General features: G+C 61.7%; 20 protein-coding genes and 4 tRNA genes. 13 read left to right on the top strand and 11 right to left on the bottom strand.

Annotation, left to right across the window (positions count from 1 at the left end; all coding sequences use genetic code 11):
• The first annotated feature begins 19 nt into the window (after positions 1-19).
• Together IT775_RS12985 and IT775_RS12980 are read left to right on the top strand one after the other, a co-directional pair.
• Positions 20-709, top strand: a complete 690-nt coding sequence (locus tag IT775_RS12985; protein WP_212701546.1) for a TRAP transporter small permease — start codon at positions 20-22, stop codon at positions 707-709.
• A gap of 4 nt (positions 710-713) precedes the next feature.
• Positions 714-2,090, top strand: coding sequence for a TRAP transporter large permease (locus tag IT775_RS12980; protein ID WP_212701545.1), 1,377 nt, complete (start codon positions 714-716; stop codon positions 2,088-2,090).
• Positions 2,091-2,241: 151 nt separating this feature from the next.
• On the opposite strand, the gene tpiA is transcribed toward IT775_RS12980, so the two are convergent.
• The 9 genes from tpiA to IT775_RS12935 form a co-directional block, all read right to left on the bottom strand.
• Positions 2,242-2,997, bottom strand: coding sequence for a triose-phosphate isomerase (tpiA, locus tag IT775_RS12975; RefSeq protein WP_212701544.1), 756 nt, complete (start codon positions 2,995-2,997; stop codon positions 2,242-2,244).
• A 112-nt stretch (positions 2,998-3,109) separates the two neighbouring features.
• Positions 3,110-3,508, bottom strand: coding sequence for a HesB/IscA family protein (locus IT775_RS12970; protein ID WP_212701543.1), 399 nt, complete (start codon positions 3,506-3,508; stop codon positions 3,110-3,112).
• A gap of 32 nt (positions 3,509-3,540) precedes the next feature.
• Positions 3,541-4,284 carry a DUF3307 domain-containing protein gene (locus tag IT775_RS12965; protein ID WP_212701542.1) on the bottom strand — a complete coding sequence of 248 codons (744 nt, stop codon included), beginning with the start codon at positions 4,282-4,284 and terminating at the stop codon, positions 3,541-3,543.
• Positions 4,277-4,918: a MarR family transcriptional regulator gene (locus IT775_RS12960; protein ID WP_212701541.1), complete on the bottom strand. Its 642-nt coding sequence runs from the start codon at positions 4,916-4,918 to the stop codon at positions 4,277-4,279. Before IT775_RS12960 ends, IT775_RS12965 begins: the two co-directional genes overlap by 8 nt.
• 124 nt (positions 4,919-5,042) lie before the next feature.
• On the bottom strand, positions 5,043-5,405 hold the full coding sequence (locus IT775_RS12955) for an SUF system Fe-S cluster assembly protein (protein ID WP_212701540.1): 363 nt from the start codon (positions 5,403-5,405) through the stop codon (positions 5,043-5,045).
• A gap of 101 nt (positions 5,406-5,506) precedes the next feature.
• Positions 5,507-6,274 (bottom strand): enoyl-CoA hydratase-related protein, encoded by a 768-nt coding sequence (locus IT775_RS12950; protein WP_212701539.1) that lies wholly within the window; start codon positions 6,272-6,274, stop codon positions 5,507-5,509.
• Positions 6,275-6,318: 44 nt separating this feature from the next.
• Positions 6,319-7,740 carry a 30S ribosomal protein S6--L-glutamate ligase gene (gene rimK / locus IT775_RS12945; RefSeq protein WP_212701538.1) on the bottom strand — a complete coding sequence of 474 codons (1,422 nt, stop codon included), beginning with the start codon at positions 7,738-7,740 and terminating at the stop codon, positions 6,319-6,321.
• Positions 7,741-7,868: 128 nt separating this feature from the next.
• Positions 7,869-8,141 (bottom strand): NfeD family protein, encoded by a 273-nt coding sequence (locus tag IT775_RS12940; protein ID WP_212701537.1) that lies wholly within the window; start codon positions 8,139-8,141, stop codon positions 7,869-7,871.
• A complete protein-coding gene (locus tag IT775_RS12935) occupies positions 8,141-9,028 on the bottom strand; it encodes an SPFH domain-containing protein (protein WP_212701536.1) in 888 nt (295 codons plus the stop codon). Before IT775_RS12935 ends, IT775_RS12940 begins: the two co-directional genes overlap by 1 nt.
• 103 nt (positions 9,029-9,131) lie before the next feature.
• Here IT775_RS12935 and tgt point away from each other — a divergent pair, with 103 nt between their 5' ends.
• The 8 genes from tgt (at position 9,132) to IT775_RS12895 (ending at position 19,386) form a co-directional block, all read left to right on the top strand.
• Positions 9,132-10,262: a tRNA guanosine(34) transglycosylase Tgt gene (tgt, locus tag IT775_RS12930; RefSeq protein ID WP_212701535.1), complete on the top strand. Its 1,131-nt coding sequence runs from the start codon at positions 9,132-9,134 to the stop codon at positions 10,260-10,262.
• A 266-nt stretch (positions 10,263-10,528) separates the two neighbouring features.
• Entirely contained in the window at positions 10,529-11,764 is a 1,236-nt protein-coding gene (locus IT775_RS12925) for a PAS domain-containing protein (protein WP_212701534.1), read from the top strand.
• A 318-nt stretch (positions 11,765-12,082) separates the two neighbouring features.
• Entirely contained in the window at positions 12,083-13,345 is a 1,263-nt protein-coding gene (locus IT775_RS12920; RefSeq protein WP_212701533.1) for a PAS domain-containing protein, read from the top strand.
• Between the two features lie 218 nt (positions 13,346-13,563).
• Positions 13,564-15,966, top strand: coding sequence for an endopeptidase La (gene lon, locus IT775_RS12915; protein WP_212701532.1), 2,403 nt, complete (start codon positions 13,564-13,566; stop codon positions 15,964-15,966).
• A gap of 180 nt (positions 15,967-16,146) precedes the next feature.
• Positions 16,147-16,578 carry an HU family DNA-binding protein gene (locus tag IT775_RS12910; protein WP_212701531.1) on the top strand — a complete coding sequence of 144 codons (432 nt, stop codon included), beginning with the start codon at positions 16,147-16,149 and terminating at the stop codon, positions 16,576-16,578.
• A 19-nt stretch (positions 16,579-16,597) separates the two neighbouring features.
• Positions 16,598-16,672: transfer RNA gene (locus tag IT775_RS12905), tRNA-Val, on the top strand.
• A 136-nt stretch (positions 16,673-16,808) separates the two neighbouring features.
• Positions 16,809-17,501, top strand: a complete 693-nt coding sequence (locus IT775_RS12900) for an SOS response-associated peptidase (protein WP_212701530.1) — start codon at positions 16,809-16,811, stop codon at positions 17,499-17,501.
• Between the two features lie 142 nt (positions 17,502-17,643).
• Positions 17,644-19,386, top strand: coding sequence for a sugar phosphorylase (locus tag IT775_RS12895; RefSeq protein ID WP_212701529.1), 1,743 nt, complete (start codon positions 17,644-17,646; stop codon positions 19,384-19,386).
• Here IT775_RS12895 and IT775_RS12890 read toward each other — a convergent pair.
• Together IT775_RS12890 and IT775_RS12885 are read right to left on the bottom strand one after the other, a co-directional pair.
• The gene (locus IT775_RS12890; RefSeq protein WP_212701528.1) at positions 19,383-20,603 is read right to left on the bottom strand and encodes a glycosyltransferase family protein; all 1,221 of its coding nucleotides are present in this window, start codon (positions 20,601-20,603) and stop codon (positions 19,383-19,385) included. The two genes, IT775_RS12895 and IT775_RS12890, sit on opposite strands and share 4 nt — an antisense overlap.
• Positions 20,604-20,608: 5 nt before the next feature.
• Entirely contained in the window at positions 20,609-21,403 is a 795-nt protein-coding gene (locus IT775_RS12885; RefSeq protein ID WP_212701527.1) for an HAD-IIB family hydrolase, read from the bottom strand.
• A 46-nt stretch (positions 21,404-21,449) separates the two neighbouring features.
• Here IT775_RS12885 and IT775_RS12880 point away from each other — a divergent pair.
• The 3 genes from IT775_RS12880 (at position 21,450) to IT775_RS12870 (ending at position 22,084) form a co-directional block, all read left to right on the top strand.
• Positions 21,450-21,525 (top strand) — tRNA-Val (locus tag IT775_RS12880).
• 372 nt (positions 21,526-21,897) lie between these two features.
• A tRNA-Asp gene (locus IT775_RS12875) sits at positions 21,898-21,974 on the top strand.
• A gap of 33 nt (positions 21,975-22,007) precedes the next feature.
• A tRNA-Asp gene (locus tag IT775_RS12870) sits at positions 22,008-22,084 on the top strand.
• The last annotated feature ends 26 nt before the right edge of the window (positions 22,085-22,110 follow it).

Here is a 22,110-nt window from a genome sequence, read left to right as displayed (position 1 = left end):
TCGGGGGACGGGGGATCGGATGTCTCACCATTACTCATCGAAATCGGCCCTGGGCCGGGCGGTCAACGAGTTCGAGGAAACCGCGATTGCGCTGATCCTCGGCTTGATGACGCTGATTACCTTCATCAATGTCGTGCTGCGTTACGGCTTCAATACCGGGCTGATCTGGGGGCTGGAGATGACCACCTTCCTGTTCGCCTGGCTGGTGCTCTTCGGCATGAGCTACGCGGTCAAGGTCACCGCGCAACTGGGCGTGGACGCGGTGATTGCCCTGTTCAATCCTCGTCTGCGCCGGGCGGTGGGGGTGGCCGCTGGATTGCTTTGCATTCTCTACGCCTTCCTGCTGCTTAAGGGTGCCTGGGATTACTGGGCGAATTTCGCCAACCTGCCCCAGACCGAGGGGCGTTGGTTCCCGCTGGGGTTCGAGGAAATGAAGCGGTCCTCCTACCGGTCCTGGTACGAAGTGATCGACATCCCAATGCCGGACTGGCTGCGCTGGATCGAACCGCTGATCAACGAAGGCGAGGCGTATGAAAAAATCCCGCGCTTCATCCCCTACGCGATGCTGCCGATCGGGGCCTCGTTGTTGCTGTTCCGGTTCGTGCAGGCCACCTGGCGCGTCATGAAAGGCGAGGCCGACAGCCTGATCGCCAGCCACGAAGCAGAGGACGCCATCGAAGACGTCCGCAGCCTGAACGCAGAGGACTAAGCACATGGAAGTCGCAATTCTTTTTGCCATGGTCGTCGGCCTGATGCTGCTCGGCGTGCCGATCGCGGTGAGCCTTGGCCTGTCCTCCATCCTGTTCCTGCTGGCGCTCAGCGATACCTCGCTGGCCTCGGTGGCGCAGAGTTTCTTCCAGGCGATGGCGGGGCATTACACGCTTCTGGCGATCCCGTTCTTCATCCTGGCCTCTTCCTTCATGTCGACCGGCGGCGTGGCGCGGCGGATCATCCGGTTTTCCATCGCCGTGGTGGGGCATTTCCACGGCGGGCTGGCGATCGCGGGCGTCTTTGCCTGCATGCTGTTCGCGGCGCTGTCGGGGTCGAGTCCGGCCACGGTGGTCGCGATCGGATCGATCGTAATCGCGGGCATGCGCCAGGTCGGCTATACCAAGGACTTTGCCGCCGGCGTTATCGCCAATGCCGGTACCCTGGGCATCCTGATCCCGCCCTCGATCGTGATGGTGGTCTATGCGTCGGCGACCGACGTGTCGGTGGGGCGGATGTTCCTGGCCGGGGTGATCCCGGGGCTGATGGCGGGCACCATGCTGATGACCACGATCTATGTCATCGCGCGGCTGCGCAACCTGCCCAAGGGCGAATGGCAGGGCTGGGGCGAGGTATTCGCTTCGGGGATGGACGCGATCTGGGGCCTGTTCCTGATCGTGATCATCCTGGGCGGCATCTATGGCGGCATCTTCACCCCGACCGAGGCGGCGGCGGTGGCGGCGGTTTACGCCTTCTTCATCGCCAGCTTCGTCTATCGCGACATGGGGCCGCTGGCCCGTGGTGAAGGCGAACGCAACCTGTCGCTGATGGAAAAGCCGCTGGCACTGATCACCGCGTTTTTCCACCGCGACACCCGCGACACGCTGTTCGAGGCGGGCAAGCTGACGGTCACGCTGATGTTCATCATCGCCAACGCGCTGATCCTCAAGCACGTGCTGACCGACGAACAGATCCCGCAGCAGATCGCCGGCGCGATGCTGGAAGCGGGCTTCGGCGCGGTGATGTTCCTGGTGATCGTCAACGTGATTCTGCTGATCGGCGGTCAGTTCATGGAACCCTCGGGGCTGATCGTGATCGTGGCGCCGCTGGTGTTCCCGATCGCGATCGAACTGGGGATCGACCCGATCCATCTGGGCATCATCATGGTGGTGAACATGGAAATCGGCATGATCACCCCGCCGGTCGGCCTGAACCTGTTCGTCACGTCGGGCGTGGCGGGGATGCCGATGATGCGGGTGGTGCGGGCCGCAATGCCGTTCCTGGCGGTGCTGTTCGTTTTCCTGATCATGGTGACTTATATCCCGGCGCTGAGCACATGGTTGCCGACCACCTTCATGGGGCCGGAAATCATCACCAAGTGATCCGGCCGGAAGAACGCGAAACGGCGCCCTGCGGGGCGCCGTTTTTTGTCGGATCAGGGTGCAAACCCGCCACGACTGTTGCCCGGAAAATCGCAATTCTCCGGGCAACGATGGCGGGAAAATGGACGGGGACGGGAAAATTGACGTGGCCTTAGCCCGCGCTGTTTTCCAGCGCTTCGATGATCGGCGAGAAATCCGCAGCCTTCAGGCTGGCGCCGCCAACCAGCGCGCCGTCGACATTGGAAACGGCGAAGATTTCCGCGGCATTGCCGGGCTTCACCGAACCGCCGTAAAGCAGCCGGGTCGAGCGGCCGACGCCGGCGCCGAAGCGGCGTTCCAACCGGTCGCGCATGAAATCATGCACTTCGCCGATCTGGTCGGTGGTCGGCACCTTGCCGGTGCCGATGGCCCAGATCGGTTCATAGGCGATGACCAGGTTTTCACCGGTCGAATTGTCCGGCACCGAGGCCGAAAGCTGCCCGCCGATGATGTCGAGCGTGTTCGCCGCTTCCCGCTGGGCCAGGGATTCGCCGACACAGATCACCGTGATCAGCCCGGCCCGGTGCGCGGCAGAGGCCTTGGCGCGGATCATTTCGTCGCTTTCCTCATGCGCTTCGCGGCGCTCCGAATGGCCAAGGATCACCGCACGGGCGCCGGCATCGGCCAGCATCGGTGCCGAGATGTCGCCGGTATACGCGCCACTGTGTTCCATGTGGCAATCCTGGCCGCCGATCATCATCGGATGATCGCCCAGCCGTGCCGCCGCAGATGTCACCAGCGTGGCGGGCGGGCAGAGCAGCAGGTCGACGGATGGCGTGGCGTGGCTGGCTTTGAGGGCGTCGATCTGGTCCAGTTCCGCTTTCAGACCGTTCATTTTCCAGTTTCCCGCTGCCAGTTTGCGACGCATCGTCGATTCCTTGTCTTGTTATGATTATGAGTGCCCGCATCATTGCCAGATGCACCCGCAGGTCAAGGGGCGGGGGCTGCGCAAACAGCCGCAGGGGCAATGGGGGAATTTGTTACTTGAGCAGGGGGGCGCCGTTGTCCGCCTGTTCGGCGGCCAGTTCCTCGACATCCTTGAACTTGATCGATTCGCCGCAGCCGCAGGCTTCGGTCACGTTCGGATTGTTGAACTTGAACCCCGATTCCAGCAGCGACACCTCATAGTCGATTTCGGTGCCGAACAGGAACATCTGCGCCATCGGCGCGATCATCACCCGGGCGCCGTCCTGTTCGACCACTTCGTCGTTGGGGTTGATGTCGTCGGCGTAGTCCATGGTGTATTCCATGCCGGCGCAACCGCCCTTCTTGACGCCGATGCGCAACCCCTGGTGGCCGTTCTTGGCCATCAGCTTGGAAATCTGCGCCGCCGCGCGGTCGGAGATGGTAACGGCCTGTTTGCCGGGGATACCGAACATGGAAGGGTCCTGTCTTTGGTTCATCTTCTAATCTAGGGCCGCAGGGCGGTGATCTCAAGCGGTGGCAGCGCCGCAAGCAGCGATTGGGTGGCAAATGCCACCAGAAGCGCCCAACCGAAACTGAACAAGGTGCCGATGATGACATATTCGGTGGCCTTGCGGTCGCCCGAAATGGTGCCGAAGCGCAGGATCGATTTCGCCGCCACGAGGAAACCGATCGCGGCGATCTGCCCGGTCAGCACCAGCAGCAGGATCAGCGCCCTTTCCAGATACCCGATCGTGGCGCCGCCGCCGGGCAGGCCTTCGTCTTCGGGGCTGTCGGACAGGGCGTGGCCCTGCATCAATAGCTGGATCGCGAAGGCCCCGGCGCGGATCGCGACGATGCTACCCGCGACGATCGCCATGACGTGGGGCAGGGCGGGGGCCAGCGGGCTGGGCAGAAGCGCCGGCCACAGCCCGTTGGCCCACAGGTCGGGAACCCAGATGGCGATGCCGACAAGCGTGGCGAGATGCGCGGCCTGATCGGTCAGGAAGGCCGCCAGACCGCCAAAACCGCCATAGGTTTTGACGCAATCGGTCAGCAGGTGCAGCAGCGCGAGGATCAAAAGCGGCAGGGCGGCGAACTGGCCGGTGGCGATCTGCGCGGTCAGCAGCACCAGCGCGCCATGCAGCACCATCACGCCGGGATGGCGTTTACGGGTGACCATCAATTTGGTCTGCAACACGAAATCCGCCACCGCATGGGCGCACAGAAGGGCGGTGAGGGTTTCAATCATCGGCGGCTGCCTCGATGCTTTGCAGGGCGATCTTGAGTGCCGGGTAACCGGCTGCGTCAAGTGCCTTGGTCACGGCTTGCCGGGATTTGCCTAAGCCACGCGCGGCCTCGGTATAGGAAGGCGCGTCGCCGGGGGCGAGGAAGGGCAGGATCGCGGCGGCCTGCGCCGGGGTCCAGTGCTGCGAGATGTGATCGGCCAGAACGGTGGTGGCGTTGAGAAAACCCTTTCCCTGATAGGTCATACGCCCTGCTTCTCCAGACCGTTTTATGCTCTCAAGCCCGTCGCCGGATTTGACGAAGACCTCGGCGGTTTCGGCATTGAGATCCGGACCAATTTCACCGGCAACGGGTCCTTCGGCGATGGAGATGTAGCTGTCGAATTCGCTGCCCCCGCTGCGCAGGGCGGCGCGGAAGGCGAGCGCGGAGCGCAGCGCAAACGCCGGCCGGGCCAGAACCACCTGCCATCCATCGCCGCGCTGACGGGTGAAGCGCAAGGGGGCTCTGTGCCAATCGGCTTGCAGCGCCGCGCAATCGGCCAAGGCGTCGAAGGCGCTGGCAAGCTGGCCCGGGGGCAGGCGGGTGGAGGCGACAAGATCGCCCGTCAGAACCGCGATATGTAAAGTAATGGGCGTCATTCGCATCCATTATAGGGTGCGAATATGAAATCGCAATCATTTTTGGTTGCGCTTGCTTGCCTGCATGCTAATTGGGGTGCAAAAGCAAAAACGCACCCATTTATGGGTGCGTTTCAGTGCCGCGTTACATGAAGCCCAGTTCCAGCCGCGCTTCGTCGCTCATCATTTCCATGCCCCAGGGCGGTTCCCATGTCAGGTCGACCTCGACATGCTGCACGCCGTCGAGCGGTTCCACCGCATCAACCACCCAGCCGGGCATGTCTCCGGCCACCGGGCAGCCGGGCGCGGTCAGGGTCATGATGATGCTGACCTTGTTGTCGGGGCTGATCTTGATCGTGTAGATCAGGCCAAGGTCGTAGATATTCACCGGGATTTCCGGGTCATAGACCGTGCGGCAGGCCTCGACCACCTGTTCGTACAGGGGATGGTCGATGCTGGAGGGCGCGATCAGCGGTTCACCTTCGAGCGGTTCGGCGTTTTCGTTCATGGGTCAGTCCGTCATTTCCTGACCGAAGATATAGGGTTTGAGATCGGAAAGGTCTAGGGGCCAAGCGCATCCGGTCGGCTTCGGCGGTGTCGGGCGGCGCATCAGCCGGAATTTTCCTGCGCGATCCGCACCGGGTCCATGAAGTGGCCGATCATGACCTCGGTCGCCTCGGCGTAGGCCTGATCCAGCGGCAGGTCCAACTGGCGGTAAAGCATTTTCTTGCCATCCGCGATGGCCTTGGGGTGGCGCGTCGCAAGCGTGCGGGCGAATTCCAGCGTTTCAGCGGTCAGCCGCTCGGACGGATAAATCCGGTTCACCAACCCCGCGGCAAGCGCCCAGTCGGCGTCGAAGGCATCGCCCGACAGTGTCATTTCCATCACCTGCTTGCGCGACAGGCTGCGCGACACGGCGACGGCAGGGGTGGTGCAGAAGCCGCCGTTTTTCACCCCCGGCAGGCAGAAACTGGCGCTGTCAGAGGCAAAGATCAGGTCGCAGGACGCGGCCAGTTGCAGCCCGCCCGCGGTGGCGATGCCGTCGACCATGGCGATGGTGGGCTTGGGGCAGAGCGCGAGGTCGAGCATCATCGCGCCGCATTCGGTGAACAGCGCCCTGAGATAGTCCAGGCCCTGGTCGGGATCCTTGCGATGACGGGCGATTTCCTTCAGGTCGTGCCCGGCGCAGAAAATGTGACCGGGACCGTCCAGCACGATGGCGTTGACGTGATGGTCCGTCGCGGCCTCGCGGATCTGGTCATGCAGCGCCCGGATCATCGCCCGCGACAACGGATGTGCCGGTGCGGCCCCGAGCCGCAACACCCGTACCTTGGATTCGTCCCGCGCCTCGACCAGTGGCATGTCGTGTGTGTTCATCTTTCGCTCCTCCTGGGCCGACTATGGCAGCGCGGGCAGAGAAATCAAAACCCGGCGCTGCCGGTTTTCACGCTTTTGCGGCGGCGGACCGGTCTGGGTCGGGCGCGGCGTTCGATTTCATCGTAGAGCAGCGCGGTGATATTCTTGCCCGATACTTTCTCGATCCCCTCGAAGCCGGGCGAGGAATTGACCTCCAGCACCTTCGGCCCGCTGTCCGAGCGCAGCAGGTCCACCCCGGCCATGTTCAGCCCGAAGGCTTTCGCCGCGCGCTGCGCGGTTTCGCGTTCTTCCTTGGTGATGCGCACCTTGCTGGCCGATCCGCCCTGATGCAGGTTGGAGCGGAAATCGCCGTCGGCGCCGCTGCGTTTCATCGCCGCCACCACCTTGGAACCGATCACCAGGCAGCGGATATCCTCGCCCGCTGCTTCCTTGACGAAATGCTGCACGAGGAACGACGCCTTGAGGCCGCGGAAGGCGGAAATCACCGACTCGGCGGCCTTTTTCGTTTCGGCCAGAACCACGCCCTTGCCCTGGGTGCTTTCCAGCAGCTTGACGATCAGCGGCGCCCCGCCCACCAGGCCGATCAGGTTGTCGGTATCCTTGGGCGAGGCGGCAAAGGCGGTGGTCGGCATGCCGATCCGGTGCCGGGCGAGGATCTGGTGCGCATAGAGCTTGTCGCGGCTGGCGGTGATGCCTTCGCTGCCGTTGACGCAGAAGGTCCCGATGGTTTCGAACTGTCGGATAACGGCGCTGCCGTAGCCGGTGATCGAGGCCCCGATACGCGGGATCACCGCGTCGTAATGCGGCAGCCGCTTGCCGTCGTAGTGGACCTCGGGGGCCAGCGCGTTGATGGCGATGTAGCAGCGCGTCGTGTCGATCACCTCGACCGTATGGCCGCGCGCTTCGCCCTCGTCGACCAGTCGGCGGGTGGAATAGTTGTTTTCCCGGCTCAGCACCGCGATGCGCAGCGCCCGGTTCGGGGCGGCTTCTCGCACCACCTTGCTGTGATAGACCTCGTAATTGAGCTGCGGTTGCTGGAACCGGTCGGTCGCCACGATGGTGATGTGATCGCGCAGCGCCTGCCGGCCCAGCAGCATGTGCGAAGCCATGCCGCGCCGGTCGGTCAGGGTCAACTCGATGGGCCAGCTTTGGCCGTTGACCGTCATTGTCGTGCCGATGACGAAACGCATTTCGGCCTCGCCATTGGACGAGGTCACTTCGCGCCGGTCGACGATCGGGGCGGAGCAGGGGATCACCAGGTCTTCGCGCCCGGGGATGGGATGGACCATGAAGCGCACCTGCGGCGCATTGGCGGCGCCGAAGCTTTCGATATCGGTGGCATGCAGCGCCGAAGTGCGCGCGCCGGTATCGACCTTGGCCTTCATCGCCGGCAGGCCGAGATCGGGCAGCGATACCCATTCTTCCCATCCGAATTGCAGTTGCGTTGCGTGCGCAGGCGTCGTCATGATGTGGCTCCTTTCGGGGCAGAATCGTGCTTGTCCCGTGGCTGTGTCTCTTCCCAGAGATAGAAGATCACAAGACAAATCAACACATTGATGCCCCGAAAGATCCGCATCCGGCAGCGCGCCGAGCGTCAGTTGTCGTTAATATCGGTATCGAACACCTTGCGCTTCTCGTTCGGAAGCTTGAACAGCCGCCGCATGACCAGCCACGCGACCAGCGACAGGATGGCGAAGATGGCGCACAGAACCGGATAGGTCAGGGCCGTGACCGCCACCACCAGCGCGGTCAGAGCCGCGCCGATGGCAAAGCCGAGGAAGATGAACCCCGGGGCAAAGATTTCCGCCACTGCCAGAACCAGCGCGAAGGCCAGCCAGACCCACCAGATTTCCAGGACCGCGCCCATCACTTGTTTCCTTTCAGCATCTTGAAGGCGTCACCGAAGGCTTCCAGCGCGTTGGCGGGCACCACGATCGTCTGACTGCCGTTGCCCGATCCCAGCGTGTTCAGCGCCTCGACCTGTTTCAGCGCGACCTGGTATTGCGCCGCCTCGATCCCGTTTTCCTTGATCGCCTTCGCCACGACGGAGGTCGCATAGGCTTCGGCCTCGGCTTGAATCCGGCGCGCCTTGGCAATCTGTTCGGCCGAATAGAGCTCGGCATCGGCCTGCAGTTCGACGGCGCGTTTCTGGCCCTCCGCCTCGGTCACCTGGGCGCGGCGGGCACGTTCGGCGTTCAGCTGTTGCAGCATCGCTTCGCGGGTTGCCTGGTCCAGGTTCACGTCAAGGATTTCGGCGCGGGTGACCTCGATCCCCCAATCGTCGACGGCATCTTCGACCGATGACTTGATGGTCGAGATCAGCCGCGACCGGTTGGCCTGCACGTCGTCGAGGTCCATCTTGCCGATCTCGGCGCGCACGATGCCGGCCACGGTGGTGGCGATGGCGGCGTCGACATCGCGGATGCGGTAAACGGTCTTTTCCGGCTCGGTGATGCGGTAAAACACCGATGTGTCCACCTGGACCAGCACGTTGTCCTTGGTGATGGCGTCTTGGCTGGCGGTGGGCAGTTGCCGTTCGAGGATGGAAATCTTGTGCTTCACCACATCGAGAAAGGGCACGATGAAATTGATCCCGGGTCCCAACACCGCGTGCAGCCGGCCGAAGCGTTCCACCACGTGCTTTTCCGACTGGGTCACGATGCGTACCCCGCGATAGACAACCGCGATGATGAAGAGCGCCACAAGCAGCCAGATCACGGTGCCGGATTGTATCCCGTTAATGAGCTGGGTCATAATTCATTTCCTCAATTCAATTTGTTGACTTCAAATACGATGTGGCCCCTTGGACTTCCAGAGCTTTCGGGATTAAAGGGCTTCAAAAGCAAAAGGTGCATCGATGACACGCCGTTTCGAATTCGAAAAACTGGGACAGGATGGCAAGGCGCGGCTGGGCGTGATTCACACGCCGCGCGGTGACATTCGTACCCCGGCTTTCATGCCGGTGGGCACCGCGGCGACTGTCAAGGCGATGATGCCCGAAAGCGTGGCCTCGACCGGGGCCGACATCCTGCTGGGCAACACCTATCACCTGATGCTGCGCCCGACGGCGGAACGGATCGACCGGCTGGGCGGTTTGCACAGGTTCATGAACTGGCAAAAGCCGATCCTGACCGACAGCGGCGGGTTCCAGGTGATGAGCCTGGCACAGCTGCGCAAGCTGACCGAGGAAGGCGTCACCTTCAAATCCCATATCGACGGATCGAAACACACACTGACCCCCGAACGCAGCATGGAAATCCAGCGGCTTCTGGGCAGCGACATCGTGATGTGTTTCGACGAATGCCCGGCGCTGCCGGCCGATCGTGACCGGATCGCGGAGTCGATGCGCCTGTCGATGCGGTGGGCGCAGCGGTCGCGCGACGCCTTTGGCGACCGTCCGGGGCACGCGCTGTTCGGGATTCAGCAGGGCGGGCTGGAACGGGATTTCCGCGAAGAGAGCGCCGCAGCGCTGAAACAGATCGGATTCGACGGCTACGCGGTCGGCGGGCTGGCCGTGGGCGAGGGGCAGGAGGCGATGTTCGATTGTCTGGATTACGCCCCCGACATGCTGCCCGAGGACAAGCCGCGCTACCTGATGGGGGTGGGCAAGCCCGACGATATCGTCGGCGCGGTGGCGCGCGGCATCGACATGATGGATTGCGTGCTGCCGACCCGGTCGGGCCGTACCGGCCAGGTGTTCACCCGCCACGGGGTGGTCAACATCAAGAACGCGCGCCATGCCGACGACCCGCGACCGCTGGATGAACACTGTTCCTGCCCGGCCTGTCGCAATTATTCGCGTGCCTACCTGCATCACGTTTTCCGGGCCCAGGAAATGATCAGCGGGATGCTTCTGACCTGGCATAACCTGCAATATTATCAGGATCTTATGCAGGGGATGCGGGACGCGATCGCGGCCGGAACGTTCGACGATTTCCAGCGCGACTTCCACGCGCAGCGGGCAGAGGGCGATATCGAGCCTCTCTAGGACTTGTTCCTGTTTTCAGGGTTTTCGGTAAAACCAAAGACTGTGCTGCCGTTGGTTAATGTGCAGTCAATAACAAATTAACAAAATCAAGAGTTTTGCAGGCCGCTTGGTTCCTCTGGTGCCATCGGGGCCTGCATAGAAGTGATATGCGCCTTTCCGCCCACTCTCCGGGGGTGGTGAGACGGAAGTTGAGTTGTGTAAAACCGCCAAGGAGACCCCCTGTGAATATGCAGCCTTCGGAGGTGTTGAAACCCAACCTCGGGACAATGCCAGAACCCCCGCCATCCTATGCGACAGACGGTGCCGAAATGCCCTTCGGCATCGAGGAAATGTTTTTTTCCAAAACCGACAAACGCGGCGTGATCGACGATTTCAACGATGTTTTCGTGCGTGTGTCGGGCTTCAGCGGCGAAGACCTGTGCGGTGCGCCGCACAAGATCCTGCGCCACCCCGATATGCCCAAGGCCGTGTTCTGGCTGCTCTGGAACGGTCTGCAAAACGGCGAAGCGGTCGGGGCCTATGTCAAGAACCGGACCAAGGACGGCAGGTATTACTGGGTCTTTGCCCTCGCCGCTCCGGTGGCAGACGGCTACTTTTCGGTCCGCATCAAGCCCACCAGTGAGATACACAAGCAGGTCATCGCGCTCTACGAGGAAATCCGGGCGGCGGAACTGACCGAAAAGCTGACCGCCGAAGAAAGCGCGCAGCGCCTGCTGCAACGGCTGCGCGACCTGGGATATCCCAATTACGGCTGGTTCCAGTCCGCCGCTTTCGGCCTTGAATACGAGGCGCGGCAACAGGCGCTGAAGGCGCCGCCGATGATGGACGTGGTCAACACCAAGGTCGCGTCGCAGATGACGCAGGACCTGCAACGGGAACTCGCTGCGCTGGCCGCTGAATTCGATGGTGCGGAAATCCTTACCGCCAACATGAAGATCTTTGCCGCCAAGCTCGATCAGGGGCGCGCTGTCATCAACGAGGTCGCGAAGAATTACGACCTGATGTTGCGCGACATCCAGGGCCATCTGAAAACGTTGCTGGCGCTGCCGCAATCGGGCGGTATCTGGTCCACGCCGGAGGGCCAAAAAGCAAGCTTCATGCTGTGCGGCTACCATCTTCTGGACGAGGTGGTGCATGATTACGAACACGAGAAAATCAAGTCGGGCGATCCCGCAACGCCGGAAGAGATGCACCAGATTCAATCGCTGCGTTCGGGCTACAAGGGGCATTCGGACGACGCGGTGAGTGATTGCGTGAAATCGGCGCTGACCATCCAGCGCCGGATCGAATTCCTGCTGCGGATGGTGCTGGGATTGTCGACGATCCGCATCGCCTGCCGCGTCGAAGCCGGCAGCCTGCGCCAAAGCGCGCACGGGCTCGATACCATCGTCGGTCGGCTTGACGATTTCCAGGATCGGATTGAAACGCGGATGGTCGGGATTCAGCAGCTGGCCACCGATATCCTCGATCGCATCGGGAGGCCGCAGGGCAATGTGAAATAGCGCTGCCGCAGAGAAAAATCGACGAAAAGAAATGGCCGCCGGGAGCGGCCATTTCTTTTAAACATGAAGAAAAACAGGGGTGCCGCGCGCGCGCGTGCCGGAAACCTTCGATGCGGCCTTCTGACCGGCTAAAATTCGATTTTTTCAGGACGTTTTGATTGACAGAAACAAGCGCTCGGAACCGCGCGGGCGTACCGGTTTCGGGATGAAATACATCCCGTGCCGGGCGCGGACGTGGGTTGCGAGCGCACATCGACAAGGAATGCCCCGGAACCGAAACGGGGCGCTACGGGTACAAGGTCTGGAAGGGTAGACTTCATGAATACCATGACAATGAGGGAATTCGACAGCGCGAAGCGCGAACCAAGAGCGCGCGCCGCCGCCGAAGTGAACGTCGAGGAACCCTTCAATGTCGAGGAGATGTTTTTTTCACGCACCGACAAGCGCGGGGTGATCGAGGCCTACAACAGCATCTTCATCCGGGTATCGGGATTCAGTTCCGAGGAACTGAAAGGCGCCCCGCACAAGCTGATCCGTCACAGCGACATGCCCAAGGGCGTGTTCTGGCTGTTGTGGAACGGGCTGGAAAGTGGTGTGCCGGTCGGGGCCTATGTGAAGAACAAGACCAAGGATGGCCGCTATTACTGGGTGTTCGCGCTGGCAACCCCGGTCGAGGGTGGTCACCTGTCGATGCGGATCAAGCCGACCAGCCCGCAACTGGCGTTGGTGGAACAGCTTTACAGGGATATCCGCAAGCTCGAGCTGGAGGAAAAGCTGTCGGCCGAAGACAGCGCCCGGCTGATCTTGTCGAAGCTGGCAGAGCTGGGCTTCGACAGCTATGGCGCGTTCCAGGCCCATGCGCTGCACCAGGAGTTCGAGGCGCGCCGCAAGGCATTGGGAATGCCGGCCTACAACGATCTGCGCAACACCGAAACCATCGCGGTCACATCGGAAAAGCTGCGTCATGAACTGGACGAGCTGACGAAGAAATTCAAGGGCGCCGAGCTGCTGACCGCCAACATGAAAATCTTTGCCGCCAAGCTGGCGGTCGGCCGTGCGACCATCAACGAGATCGCCAAGAATTACGACCTGATGCTGAACGACATCCGCAACCACCTGAACACGCTGGTGGTGCCGCTGATGGGATCCGGCATCTGGGACGCGCCGAAGGAACTCAGCGCCTATTTCATGATCTGTGCGTCGCACCTGATGACCGAGATGTGCGAATTCTTCGAGTCGCAGAAAAGCGGCGTTCCCGGGGTCGATTGCGAGAGTGAAAAAGACTACCTGATAGGGCTGCAGAAAGCCTATGACAAGCAGTCCCAAAAGGCGGTGGAATACGGGGTGCAGTCGGCGGCGTCGATCCAGCGGCGCGCCGAATTCCTGCGGCGCATGGTTCTGGGCCTGTCCACCATTCGCATCGCCTGCCGGGTCGAGGCGGGCATGCTGCGCGGAAAGGCCAAGGGGCTGGAAACCATCGTGTCGCGACTGGACGTGTTTCACGATGAAATCGAGGCGCACCTGGAAACGATTCAACAGCATGTCTCCACGATCCTGCTGTCGGCCGACGATTTCGCATAAGTCGCGATGCCGGGGCAGGCTTCCCGGCCGGGCAGTAATCCTTGCAGGGACCCGATCGCACCTTGCTCATTCCTGTTGGCCGGGGCATTCTGGCCCCCGGTTTTGCCGAATGTGGTTGAAATCGATGGGGCCGACCCCAGATAAAACCACAGGAAACGGAAAGGGCCGGGGTTGCCATATCGGGACCAGCGCCTTTTTGCCAAGAACAAGGAAAACGCATGCAAGAGCCACTTAACGCATCCTATCCAGTTCTGCCGCTGCGCGACATCGTGGTGTTCCCGCACATGATCGTGCCGCTGTTCGTCGGACGCGAAAAATCGGTCCGCGCGCTGGAAGAGGTGATGCAGGACGACAAGCAGATCCTGCTGTCGAGCCAGATCGACCCGGCCGAGGACGACCCGACCGTGGAGGGGATTTACAACGCCGGCGTGCTGGCCAACGTGCTGCAGCTGCTGAAACTGCCCGACGGCACCGTGAAGGTGCTTGTCGAAGGTCAGGCCCGCGTCAAGATCACCGAATATCTGGAAAACGACGATTTCTTCGAGGCCCGCGCCGAATACCTGAATGAAATTCCGGGCGACGCGGCCACGATCGAGGCGCTGCTGCGCACCGTGGGCAGCGAATTCGAACGCTATGCCAAGGTGAAGAAAAACATCCCCGAAGAGGCGCTGGTCACCGTGTCGGAAGCCACCGATCCGGCCAAGCTGGCCGATCTGGTGTCGGGGCATCTGGGCATTGAGGTCGACCAGAAGCAGGACCTTCTGGAAACGCTGTCGGTCAGCGAGCGGCTGGAAAAGGTGTACGGCCTGATGCAGGGCGAAATGTCGGTTCTGCAGGTCGAAAAGAAGATCAAGACCCGCGTCAAGTCCCAGATGGAGCGCACGCAGCGCGAATACTATCTGAATGAGCAGATGAAGGCCATTCAGAAGGAACTGGGCGACGGCGAAGAGGGCGGCAACGAGATTGCCGAACTCGAGGAAAAAATCGCCAACACCAAGCTCAGCAAGGAGGCCAAGGAAAAGGCCGAGGGCGAGCTGAAGAAGCTGAAGTCGATGAGCCCGATGAGCGCCGAGGCGACCGTCGTGCGCAATTACCTCGATTGGATGCTGTCGATCCCGTGGGGCGTGAAATCCCGCGTCAAGAAGGATCTGGGCCGGGCCGAGGAGGTTCTGGACAAGGACCACTATGGCCTGGAGAAGGTCAAGGAACGGATCGTCGAATACCTGGCCGTGCAGCAGCGTTCGAAGAAGCTGAAGGGCCCGATCATGTGCCTTGTCGGCCCGCCGGGCGTGGGTAAGACGTCGCTTGGCAAATCGGTCGCCAAGGCGACGGGGCGCGAATTCATCCGCATCAGCCTCGGCGGCGTGCGCGATGAAAGCGAAATCCGCGGCCACCGTCGGACCTATATCGGTTCGATGCCGGGCAAGATCATCCAGGCGCTGAAAAAGGCCAAGACCACCAATCCGCTGATCCTGCTCGATGAGATCGACAAGATGGGGCAGGATTTCCGTGGCGACCCGGCCTCGGCGATGCTGGAAGTGCTGGATCCGGAACAGAACGCCACCTTCGTGGACCACTACATGGAGGTCGAGTATGACCTTTCGAACGTGATGTTCCTGACTACGGCGAACTCCTACAACATGCCGGGGCCGCTGCTGGACCGGATGGAGATCATTCCGCTGGCCGGCTACACCGAGGACGAAAAGGTCGAGATCGCCAAGCAGCACCTGCTGCCCAAGCAGATCAAGAACCACGGCCTGAAGAAGGACGAGTTCGAGGTTGCCGATGACGCGCTGACCGAAATGGTGCGCCGCTACACCCGCGAAGCGGGCGTGCGGAACCTGGAACGCGAAATCGGCAAGCTGGCGCGCAAGGCCGTGACCAAGATCGTCAAGGGCGAGGCCGAGCATATCAAGGTCACCGCCGACAACATCGACGACTTTCTGGGCGTGAAGAAATTCCGCTACGGCCTAGCCGAAAAGGAAGATCAGGTCGGTGTCGTGACCGGTCTGGCCTATACCAGCGTCGGCGGCGACCTGTTGTCGATCGAAGCGCTGCGCCTGCCTGGCAAGGGCCGGATGAAGACCACCGGCAAACTGGGTGACGTGATGAAGGAATCGATCGACGCCGCGTCGAGCTATGTCCGCTCCATCGCGCCGCAGATCGGCATCAAGCCGACCAAGTTCGACAAGTGGGACATCCACGTCCACGTGCCCGAAGGTGCCACGCCGAAGGACGGGCCGTCGGCCGGTCTGGCGATGGTGACCTCGATCGTGTCGGTTCTGACCGGTATCCCGGTGCGCAAGGATATCGCCATGACCGGCGAAGTGACCTTGCGCGGCAACGCCCTGGCCATCGGCGGCTTGAAGGAAAAGCTGCTGGCGGCGCTGCGGGGCGGGGTGAAGACCGTGCTGATCCCGGAAGAGAACGAAAAGGACCTAGCCGATATTCCGGACAATGTGAAGGAAGGGCTGGACATCATTCCGGTCAGCCATGTCCGCGAGGTTCTGAAACTGGCGCTGGTCGGCGAACCCGAAGCGATCGAATGGGACGAGGAGGCGGAAGAAGCCGCCGCCGCTGCCCTGGCATCGAAATCGGGGCAGGGGGCTGTCGCCCACTGATCCGGCCTGACCGGTCTGAAAGAAACGAATGGCGCTTCCCGGATGCGGGGAGCGCCATTTTCATGCCAGGCAGCAGCGCGCCGTTAACTTTTTGACGCCCGGGGTGGATTTTTCGACGGTCCCTGCCTAGGCTGGCCGCAATATCGAGCGGAAAAAACAAATCGAGGCACAGATATAAACATGGCACGGGCCACGACAAAAAGCACGGCCGCCAAGCCGCGCGGCAGGACGGCTGCGACAACCACCCCCAAGACGCCCGCGGTGCGCCGCGCTGCCGCCAAGCCCGCCGCGGGGACTCCCAAACCCGTCGTGATCAGCGAAACCACCCCGGTTTCGGACGAACTGGAACTGCGCAAGGCCGAACTGATCGAAATGGTGGTGGCGCGCAGCGACGTGAAGAAACGCTATGCCAAGCCGGTGATCGAAGCGGCGCTGGAAATCCTTGGCGAGGCGCTGGCCGATGGCCGCGAAATGAACCTCAAGCCGTTGGGCAAGGTCAAGGTGAACCGGCTGGAACAGCTGTCGAACGCCCGGGTTCTGACCTGTCGGGTACGCCAGACGCCGACGATCAAATTTGATGCGAACGACCCTCTTGCAGAAGCCGCGGAGTGAGTTTAAAAGGCGCGCTACCGGGTGATTAGCTCAGTGGTAGAGCGCTTCGTTCACATCGAAGATGTCAGGGGTTCAAATCCCTTATCACCCACCATCATTTCGTAAGGCCGGTTGACTGCCGCTTACAAAAAAGGCGCTCCCCGACAGGGTTGAGCGCCTTTTTCTTTGGAGGCGGCGCCCTGATGCAGATTTCCGGCATGCAGCCCGGCGCGACCTGCTAACCTGCCTTCATGTGCGGGAGATTCGTCGCGGCGGAAGGCATGACCTGGGCGCAGCTTTATGCGATCCAGCGCGGGTTTCTGGACGCGGGTGGCACGCTGCGTGTCGAAGACGCGCCGGAACCGGTGCAAGGATTCAACGTTAAGCCGACGCAGCAGATCGCCATCGCCTTTGCCCGGGGCGATGATCTGGTGGCGTCGTCGGCGCGCTGGTGGTTCGTGCCGCATTGGCATCGTGGTGACGTGGCGGATTGGAAGGCGACAACCTTCAACGCCAAGGTCGAAACCGCGGCGGCAAAGCCGACCTTCCGAGATGCCTGGCAAACCGGCCGCTGCCTGATCCCGGCGCGAGGGTATTACGAATGGACCGGGCCGAAGGGCGGCAAACAGCCCTGGTTCATCGCGCCGCTGACCAACGAACCGGCGTTCTTCTTTGCCGGGTTGTGTTCGGAACTGGCAAGTGGTTTGCGTACCTGCACGCTTCTGACACGCCCCGCAGCGACCGAAATCGCGCATATCCACACGCGCATGCCGGTGATGTTGCGCGACGACCAGGTCGGGCCCTGGCTGCGCCATGAGGCGGAGGATGGCGAGATGCGTGAAACCCTTGGCACCGGCTGGCAGTTCCGTGCCCATACGGTACAGCGGTTCGGCCTGCATGACGACGGGCCGGAACTGATCGAACCGGACGGGCTGGACCTGTGAAGACGGGGGAATGCGCAGGGTTGCACATATTTTCATCGCAAGATGAAATATGCATCCAGCATGTGCGCTGTAACCCGTGTCGGGCTTGCGGGACATCCGTGCCTGATGGACAAAGGGGGGATTCAATTCGGCGGCTGGCATGATGAAAGACAAAAATCAGACCTTCAGCCTGAAACTTGCCGATTTGCTGGGCCGGATTTATCCCCATCTGGACAGCGATATCCTGGCCTCTCAGGTGATCGACGCGTTTTACCCCGCGCATACCCACCGTCGCAAACGCGGCAGGGTGCCCGGCAACGGCCAGTGGAGCGAACGCGACAGCCTGCTGATCACCTATGGCAACAGCTTCGTGGATGGTCAGCACAAGCCGTTGGACCTGTTGCACGATTTCCTGCACCGGCACCTCGGGGGGGTGATCGACGGCGTGCATATCCTGCCGTTTTTTCCCTATACGTCCGATGACGGCTTTTCGGTGACCGATTACCGGGCGGTCGATCCGCAGCTGGGCGGCTGGGCCGATATCAACCGGATCGGGGCGGAGTTCAAACTGATGTCGGACCTAGTGCTGAACCATGTCAGCAGCCAGTCGCAGTGGTTCAACGACTACCTGCAGGGCCACGCGCCCTACGACCGGTTCTTCTTCGAGGCGGAACCGAGCGATGATCTGGGATCGGTGGTGCGGCCGCGCACCCAGCCTTTGCTGCGCGAGGTCGAAACCGCCAATGGGACGCGCCATGTCTGGTGCACCTTCAGCCACGACCAGGTCGATCTGAATTTCGCCAATCCCGAGGTGTTGCTGGAATTCCTGCGCATCATGCGGCTGCATATTGATCATGGCGTGCGGATCATCAGGCTCGACGCGGTGGCGTTTATCTGGAAGGAGGTCGGCACCTCCTGCATCCACCTGCCACAGACCCACGCCATCGTTCGGTTGATGCGATTGCTGGCGGATTACGCGGTCGAGCCGGTGATCCTGCTGACCGAAACCAACGTGCCCAACGGGGAAAACCTTTCCTATTTCGGTAACCGCAACGAGGCGCATACGGTTTATAATTTCTCGCTTCCGCCGCTGGTGCTGCATGCAATGATGGCGGGCACGGCGCGGGTGCTGAACCGCTGGCAGGGCACCATGCCGCCGGCGCAGTTGGGCTGCGCCTACCTGAACTTCACCGCCAGCCATGACGGCATCGGCATGCGCCCGGCCGAGGGGCTGCTGACGGCGGAAGAACAGGCGCAGCTGATCGACGGGGTGCGCGCCTTTGGCGGGCTGGTGTCGATGCGGGCGCTGCCGGGCGGCGGCGAAGCCCCCTATGAGCTCAACATCACCTGGTACGACGCGATGAAGGGCACATTCGACGGCGAAGACCAGTGGCAGTTCGACCGGTTCATGGCCAGCCAGACCGTGGTCATGGCGTTGGAAGGCATCCCGGCAATCTATGTTCACGCGCTTCTGGGGACGCCGAACGATCACGACGCGGTGGAAAAAAGGGCCAGCAAGCGCGCGATCAACCGTCATTGCTGGAATTATTCCGATCTGAACGCCTTGCTGGAAGATCCCGAAAGCACCCCGTCGCGGGTGATGAGCGAACTGCTGCGCCGGATGTCGGTGCGGCGCAGGCAGAAGGCGTTTCACCCCAACGCCACGCAGTTCACCCTGCAGATCGACGAAAGGCTGTTCGGGCTTTGGCGGCAAAGCCTTGACCGCGGTCAGTCGATTTTTGCGCTGCATAACGTCAGCGCCGATGCGCTGACCATTTCGCCGATGTCGATCAACCTGATCGAGGGCGAACAATGGGTCGATTTGCTGAGCGGGCAGAAAATTCACCCCAGCGGCGCCGAGATCAGCTTTGCCCCCTATCAGTGCCGTTGGATATCCAACCGCTAACCGGCCTCTTCGAAATCCAGATGCGCCGCCTTGCGCCGGGCCTCCATCAGGTTCGGATCGGCGGACTGGACCCGGCTCCAGGTCGGGATGAACGGAGTTTCATGCGGGTTTTCAAGGAAACTGTGACCGGCCTCGACGATGTTTTCGGCGAACAGTTCGGCCGCCCGTTCTTCCATGTGGCGGTCGATGTATAGCCCGTTCATCCGGGCATCGTTGTAATAGAATTCCAGAAGGTCCAGCGCCGACCGGTAATAGGTCGCCTTGAGTGTGCGGAAGATTTCCTCGGTGAACACGGTGCCGTCGGCGGCCAGCTTGCGGAAGATCGATTTGCAGATGTCGATCGACATGCGCGACAGGCCCTTGGTCTTGTCGTCGGGGCTCAATACCTGGTGCTTGTGGTCGTAGGCATCGGCGATTTCGACCTGGCAGACGGATTTCGGGGCGAAGTTGCGCCACGCTTCGGACAGAACGCCGATTTCCAGCCCCCAGTCCGATGGCATCCGCAGGTCGGGCAGGACGTTGGTGCGCATGGCGAACTCGCCCGACAGCGGGTACCGGAACGAGCGCAGGAAATCGATGTAATCGCGATCGCCGATGACCCGTTTCAACGCGATCAGGATCGGCGCGACCAGCATCCGGCTGACCCGCCCGTTCAGCTTGCCGTCGCCGATCCGGGGATAGAACCCCTTGGCCATCTGGTAGGGGAAAGTGGGATTGGCCACCGGATAGACAAGCCGTGCCAGCATGTCCTTGTCATAGGTGACGATATCGCAATCGTGGATCGCCATCACCGCGCTGTCCTTGCAGGCCATCATGTAGCCCATGCAGGACCACACGTTCTTGCCCTTGCCGGTTTCCGATGGTCCCAGGTCCAGCTGTCCCAGCCGGTCGTCGATCGCCTTCATCCGCGGGCTGTCGTTCCAGATCACGATATGCTGCTGCGGCAGGCGGGAAAAATACTGCTTGGCATGGCGGAACTGTTCGGCATCCGCCTGATCCAGCCCGATGATGATCCGGTGTAGGTAGGGCACCTCGCTCAGTTCATCGAGGATATGGGGCAGCGCGTCGCCTTCGAGTTCGGAAAACAGCGAGGGCAGCACCAGCGAAATCTTTCTGGTGTCGCTGATCGCCATCAATTCGCGGGTCAGGTAGTTCGAATCGCTGCTACGCAGATTGTGCAGGGTTGCGATATTGCCGTTCTGGTGAAAATCCGACACGCGCTTCAGGCTCCTGTTTGTCTGCTTATGGCCTCTGAGAGTAGTGAGAGGATCATTTCGTTCCAACCGGCAGGCCCGGTTCGTGTGCTCTTCAAGATGTGTCCTGCCTGATCTTTGGGCATCGGGGGCAGGGGCCTTGCATGCGGGTTGCGGATCAGCACCGGGACATCCGATGCCAGCAGCATTTCCAGGTCGTTCGGCGCGTCCCCCAGGGCGATCCGGCGCGGTTGGCCGTAAAGCGCCGCGATCTCGTCCATCCGGTCGGCCTTGGTGCCGCCCAGGCTGAGCGTCAGGTAGCGACCGCCATAGCGGGCGGTGATTCCCCGATCGGCCAGGTGCCGTTCGAACGCGGCACGCTCTTCGTCGTTGCCCGTCCACTCCCCCGGTTCCGAATGGTTGCGCTGCCGGGCAAGCCGCGCGCGGTTCAGGTCCAGCCCGGTCGATCGCGCAACCTCGGCATCGCTCATGTCGCCGAACCCGATGAAATGACGCCGCAGTTCCGCCGGGACCATATCAAGCGCCGCGCGGATGCGGGCATAATCGCCGGCGTCGCGTGCGGATGAGCCATGCGCCGGCAGGATGCCGGCGCCGTTTTCGATGATGGCTGGGTAGGCTGAGAGCCCGATTTCGGCCCTGAGCGGCGCGACTTCGGCGGCAGTCTTGGAACTGGCCAGGATCACCGGAATGCCGCGTTCCCGCAATCGCTGCAGCGCCGGACCCGCGGCGGCGTGGCTATAGGTTTCGTGATCCAGAAGCGTGCCGTCCAGATCGGTGAAAACTATCAGCGCAGCTTTCGTCATCTGACCCCTTGCGCGTTATGGCGGCATTCGCTATTAGAGCCCGCACGGGTGATTAGCTCAGTTGGTAGAGCGCTTCGTTTACACCGAAGATGTCGGGAGTTCGAGCCTCTCATCACCCACCATTTCCCTTTAAAATCAAACTTCTGCAGGATTGTCCTGACGTCTTAGCGCAATTCCATCAACGACAGGTTAAGCCGCTTTGGCCGGGTTGTAAAATGGCGTGCCTGCGAAGGGCCGAATATCCGCGCCGCGCCGTGCGAACGGAATCGCCACCATCGCCGGGCCGGGTGACCGGGGACTGCGTGTTCATTTGATCCACGAAAAGGTGTCGCGGCCCCCTCCATCGCCGGTTTTCCAGCGGAAAAATCACTGCAGGATAGGGCTGCGCAATTTTGTCCGGAATATTTGTGATTTTCCGACATGATCCGCTTGACGGGGCACGGCACTGCGCATAAACAGCCTCTCACGCTCGGGACGCCCTGAGCGGGTAGCGAGCGGTTGTAGCTCAGTTGGTTAGAGTACCGGCCTGTCACGCCGGGGGTCGCGGGTTCGAGCCCCGTCAACCGCGCCACCGCTGCCCGATCAGATAGACCCGAGGAAATGCGCGGTTGTAGCTCAGTTGGTTAGAGTACCGGCCTGTCACGCCGGGGGTCGCGGGTTCGAGCCCCGTCAACCGCGCCATTTTCCTCCTCATTTAACATCTTGAG

It is taken from the genome of Thalassovita aquimarina (assembly GCF_018219815.1).
Taxonomy (GTDB): Bacteria; Pseudomonadota; Alphaproteobacteria; order Rhodobacterales; family Rhodobacteraceae; genus Thalassobius; species Thalassobius aquimarinus.
The sequence above is the reverse complement of the archived record's forward strand: the minus strand, read 5'-3'. Positions and strand labels throughout refer to the sequence as shown.

Bases quoted from the DNA above. Each gene is read 5' to 3' on its own strand.
- IT775_RS12895 (WP_212701529.1), top strand. From the start codon at position 17,644: ATGAAAGACAAAAATCAGACCTTCAGCCTGAAACTTGCCGATTTGCTG.
- tpiA (WP_212701544.1), bottom strand. From the start codon at position 2,997: ATGCGTCGCAAACTGGCAGCGGGAAACTGGAAAATGAACGGTCTGAAA.
- IT775_RS12965 (WP_212701542.1), bottom strand. From the start codon at position 4,284: ATGATTGAAACCCTCACCGCCCTTCTGTGCGCCCATGCGGTGGCGGAT.
- rimK (WP_212701538.1), bottom strand. From the start codon at position 7,740: ATGACGACGCCTGCGCACGCAACGCAACTGCAATTCGGATGGGAAGAA.
- tgt (WP_212701535.1), top strand. From the start codon at position 9,132: ATGACACGCCGTTTCGAATTCGAAAAACTGGGACAGGATGGCAAGGCG.
- IT775_RS12970 (WP_212701543.1), bottom strand. From the start codon at position 3,508: ATGTTCGGTATCCCCGGCAAACAGGCCGTTACCATCTCCGACCGCGCG.
- lon (WP_212701532.1), top strand. From the start codon at position 13,564: ATGCAAGAGCCACTTAACGCATCCTATCCAGTTCTGCCGCTGCGCGAC.
- IT775_RS12985 (WP_212701546.1), top strand. From the start codon at position 20: ATGTCTCACCATTACTCATCGAAATCGGCCCTGGGCCGGGCGGTCAAC.
- IT775_RS12940 (WP_212701537.1), bottom strand. From the start codon at position 8,141: ATGGGCGCGGTCCTGGAAATCTGGTGGGTCTGGCTGGCCTTCGCGCTG.
- IT775_RS12980 (WP_212701545.1), top strand. From the start codon at position 714: ATGGAAGTCGCAATTCTTTTTGCCATGGTCGTCGGCCTGATGCTGCTC.
- IT775_RS12925 (WP_212701534.1), top strand. From the start codon at position 10,529: ATGCCAGAACCCCCGCCATCCTATGCGACAGACGGTGCCGAAATGCCC.
- IT775_RS12885 (WP_212701527.1), bottom strand. From the start codon at position 21,403: ATGACGAAAGCTGCGCTGATAGTTTTCACCGATCTGGACGGCACGCTT.
- IT775_RS12920 (WP_212701533.1), top strand. From the start codon at position 12,083: ATGAATACCATGACAATGAGGGAATTCGACAGCGCGAAGCGCGAACCA.
- IT775_RS12935 (WP_212701536.1), bottom strand. From the start codon at position 9,028: ATGACCCAGCTCATTAACGGGATACAATCCGGCACCGTGATCTGGCTG.
- IT775_RS12950 (WP_212701539.1), bottom strand. From the start codon at position 6,274: ATGAACACACACGACATGCCACTGGTCGAGGCGCGGGACGAATCCAAG.
- IT775_RS12900 (WP_212701530.1), top strand. From the start codon at position 16,809: ATGTGCGGGAGATTCGTCGCGGCGGAAGGCATGACCTGGGCGCAGCTT.
- IT775_RS12910 (WP_212701531.1), top strand. From the start codon at position 16,147: ATGGCACGGGCCACGACAAAAAGCACGGCCGCCAAGCCGCGCGGCAGG.
- IT775_RS12960 (WP_212701541.1), bottom strand. From the start codon at position 4,918: ATGACGCCCATTACTTTACATATCGCGGTTCTGACGGGCGATCTTGTC.
- IT775_RS12955 (WP_212701540.1), bottom strand. From the start codon at position 5,405: ATGAACGAAAACGCCGAACCGCTCGAAGGTGAACCGCTGATCGCGCCC.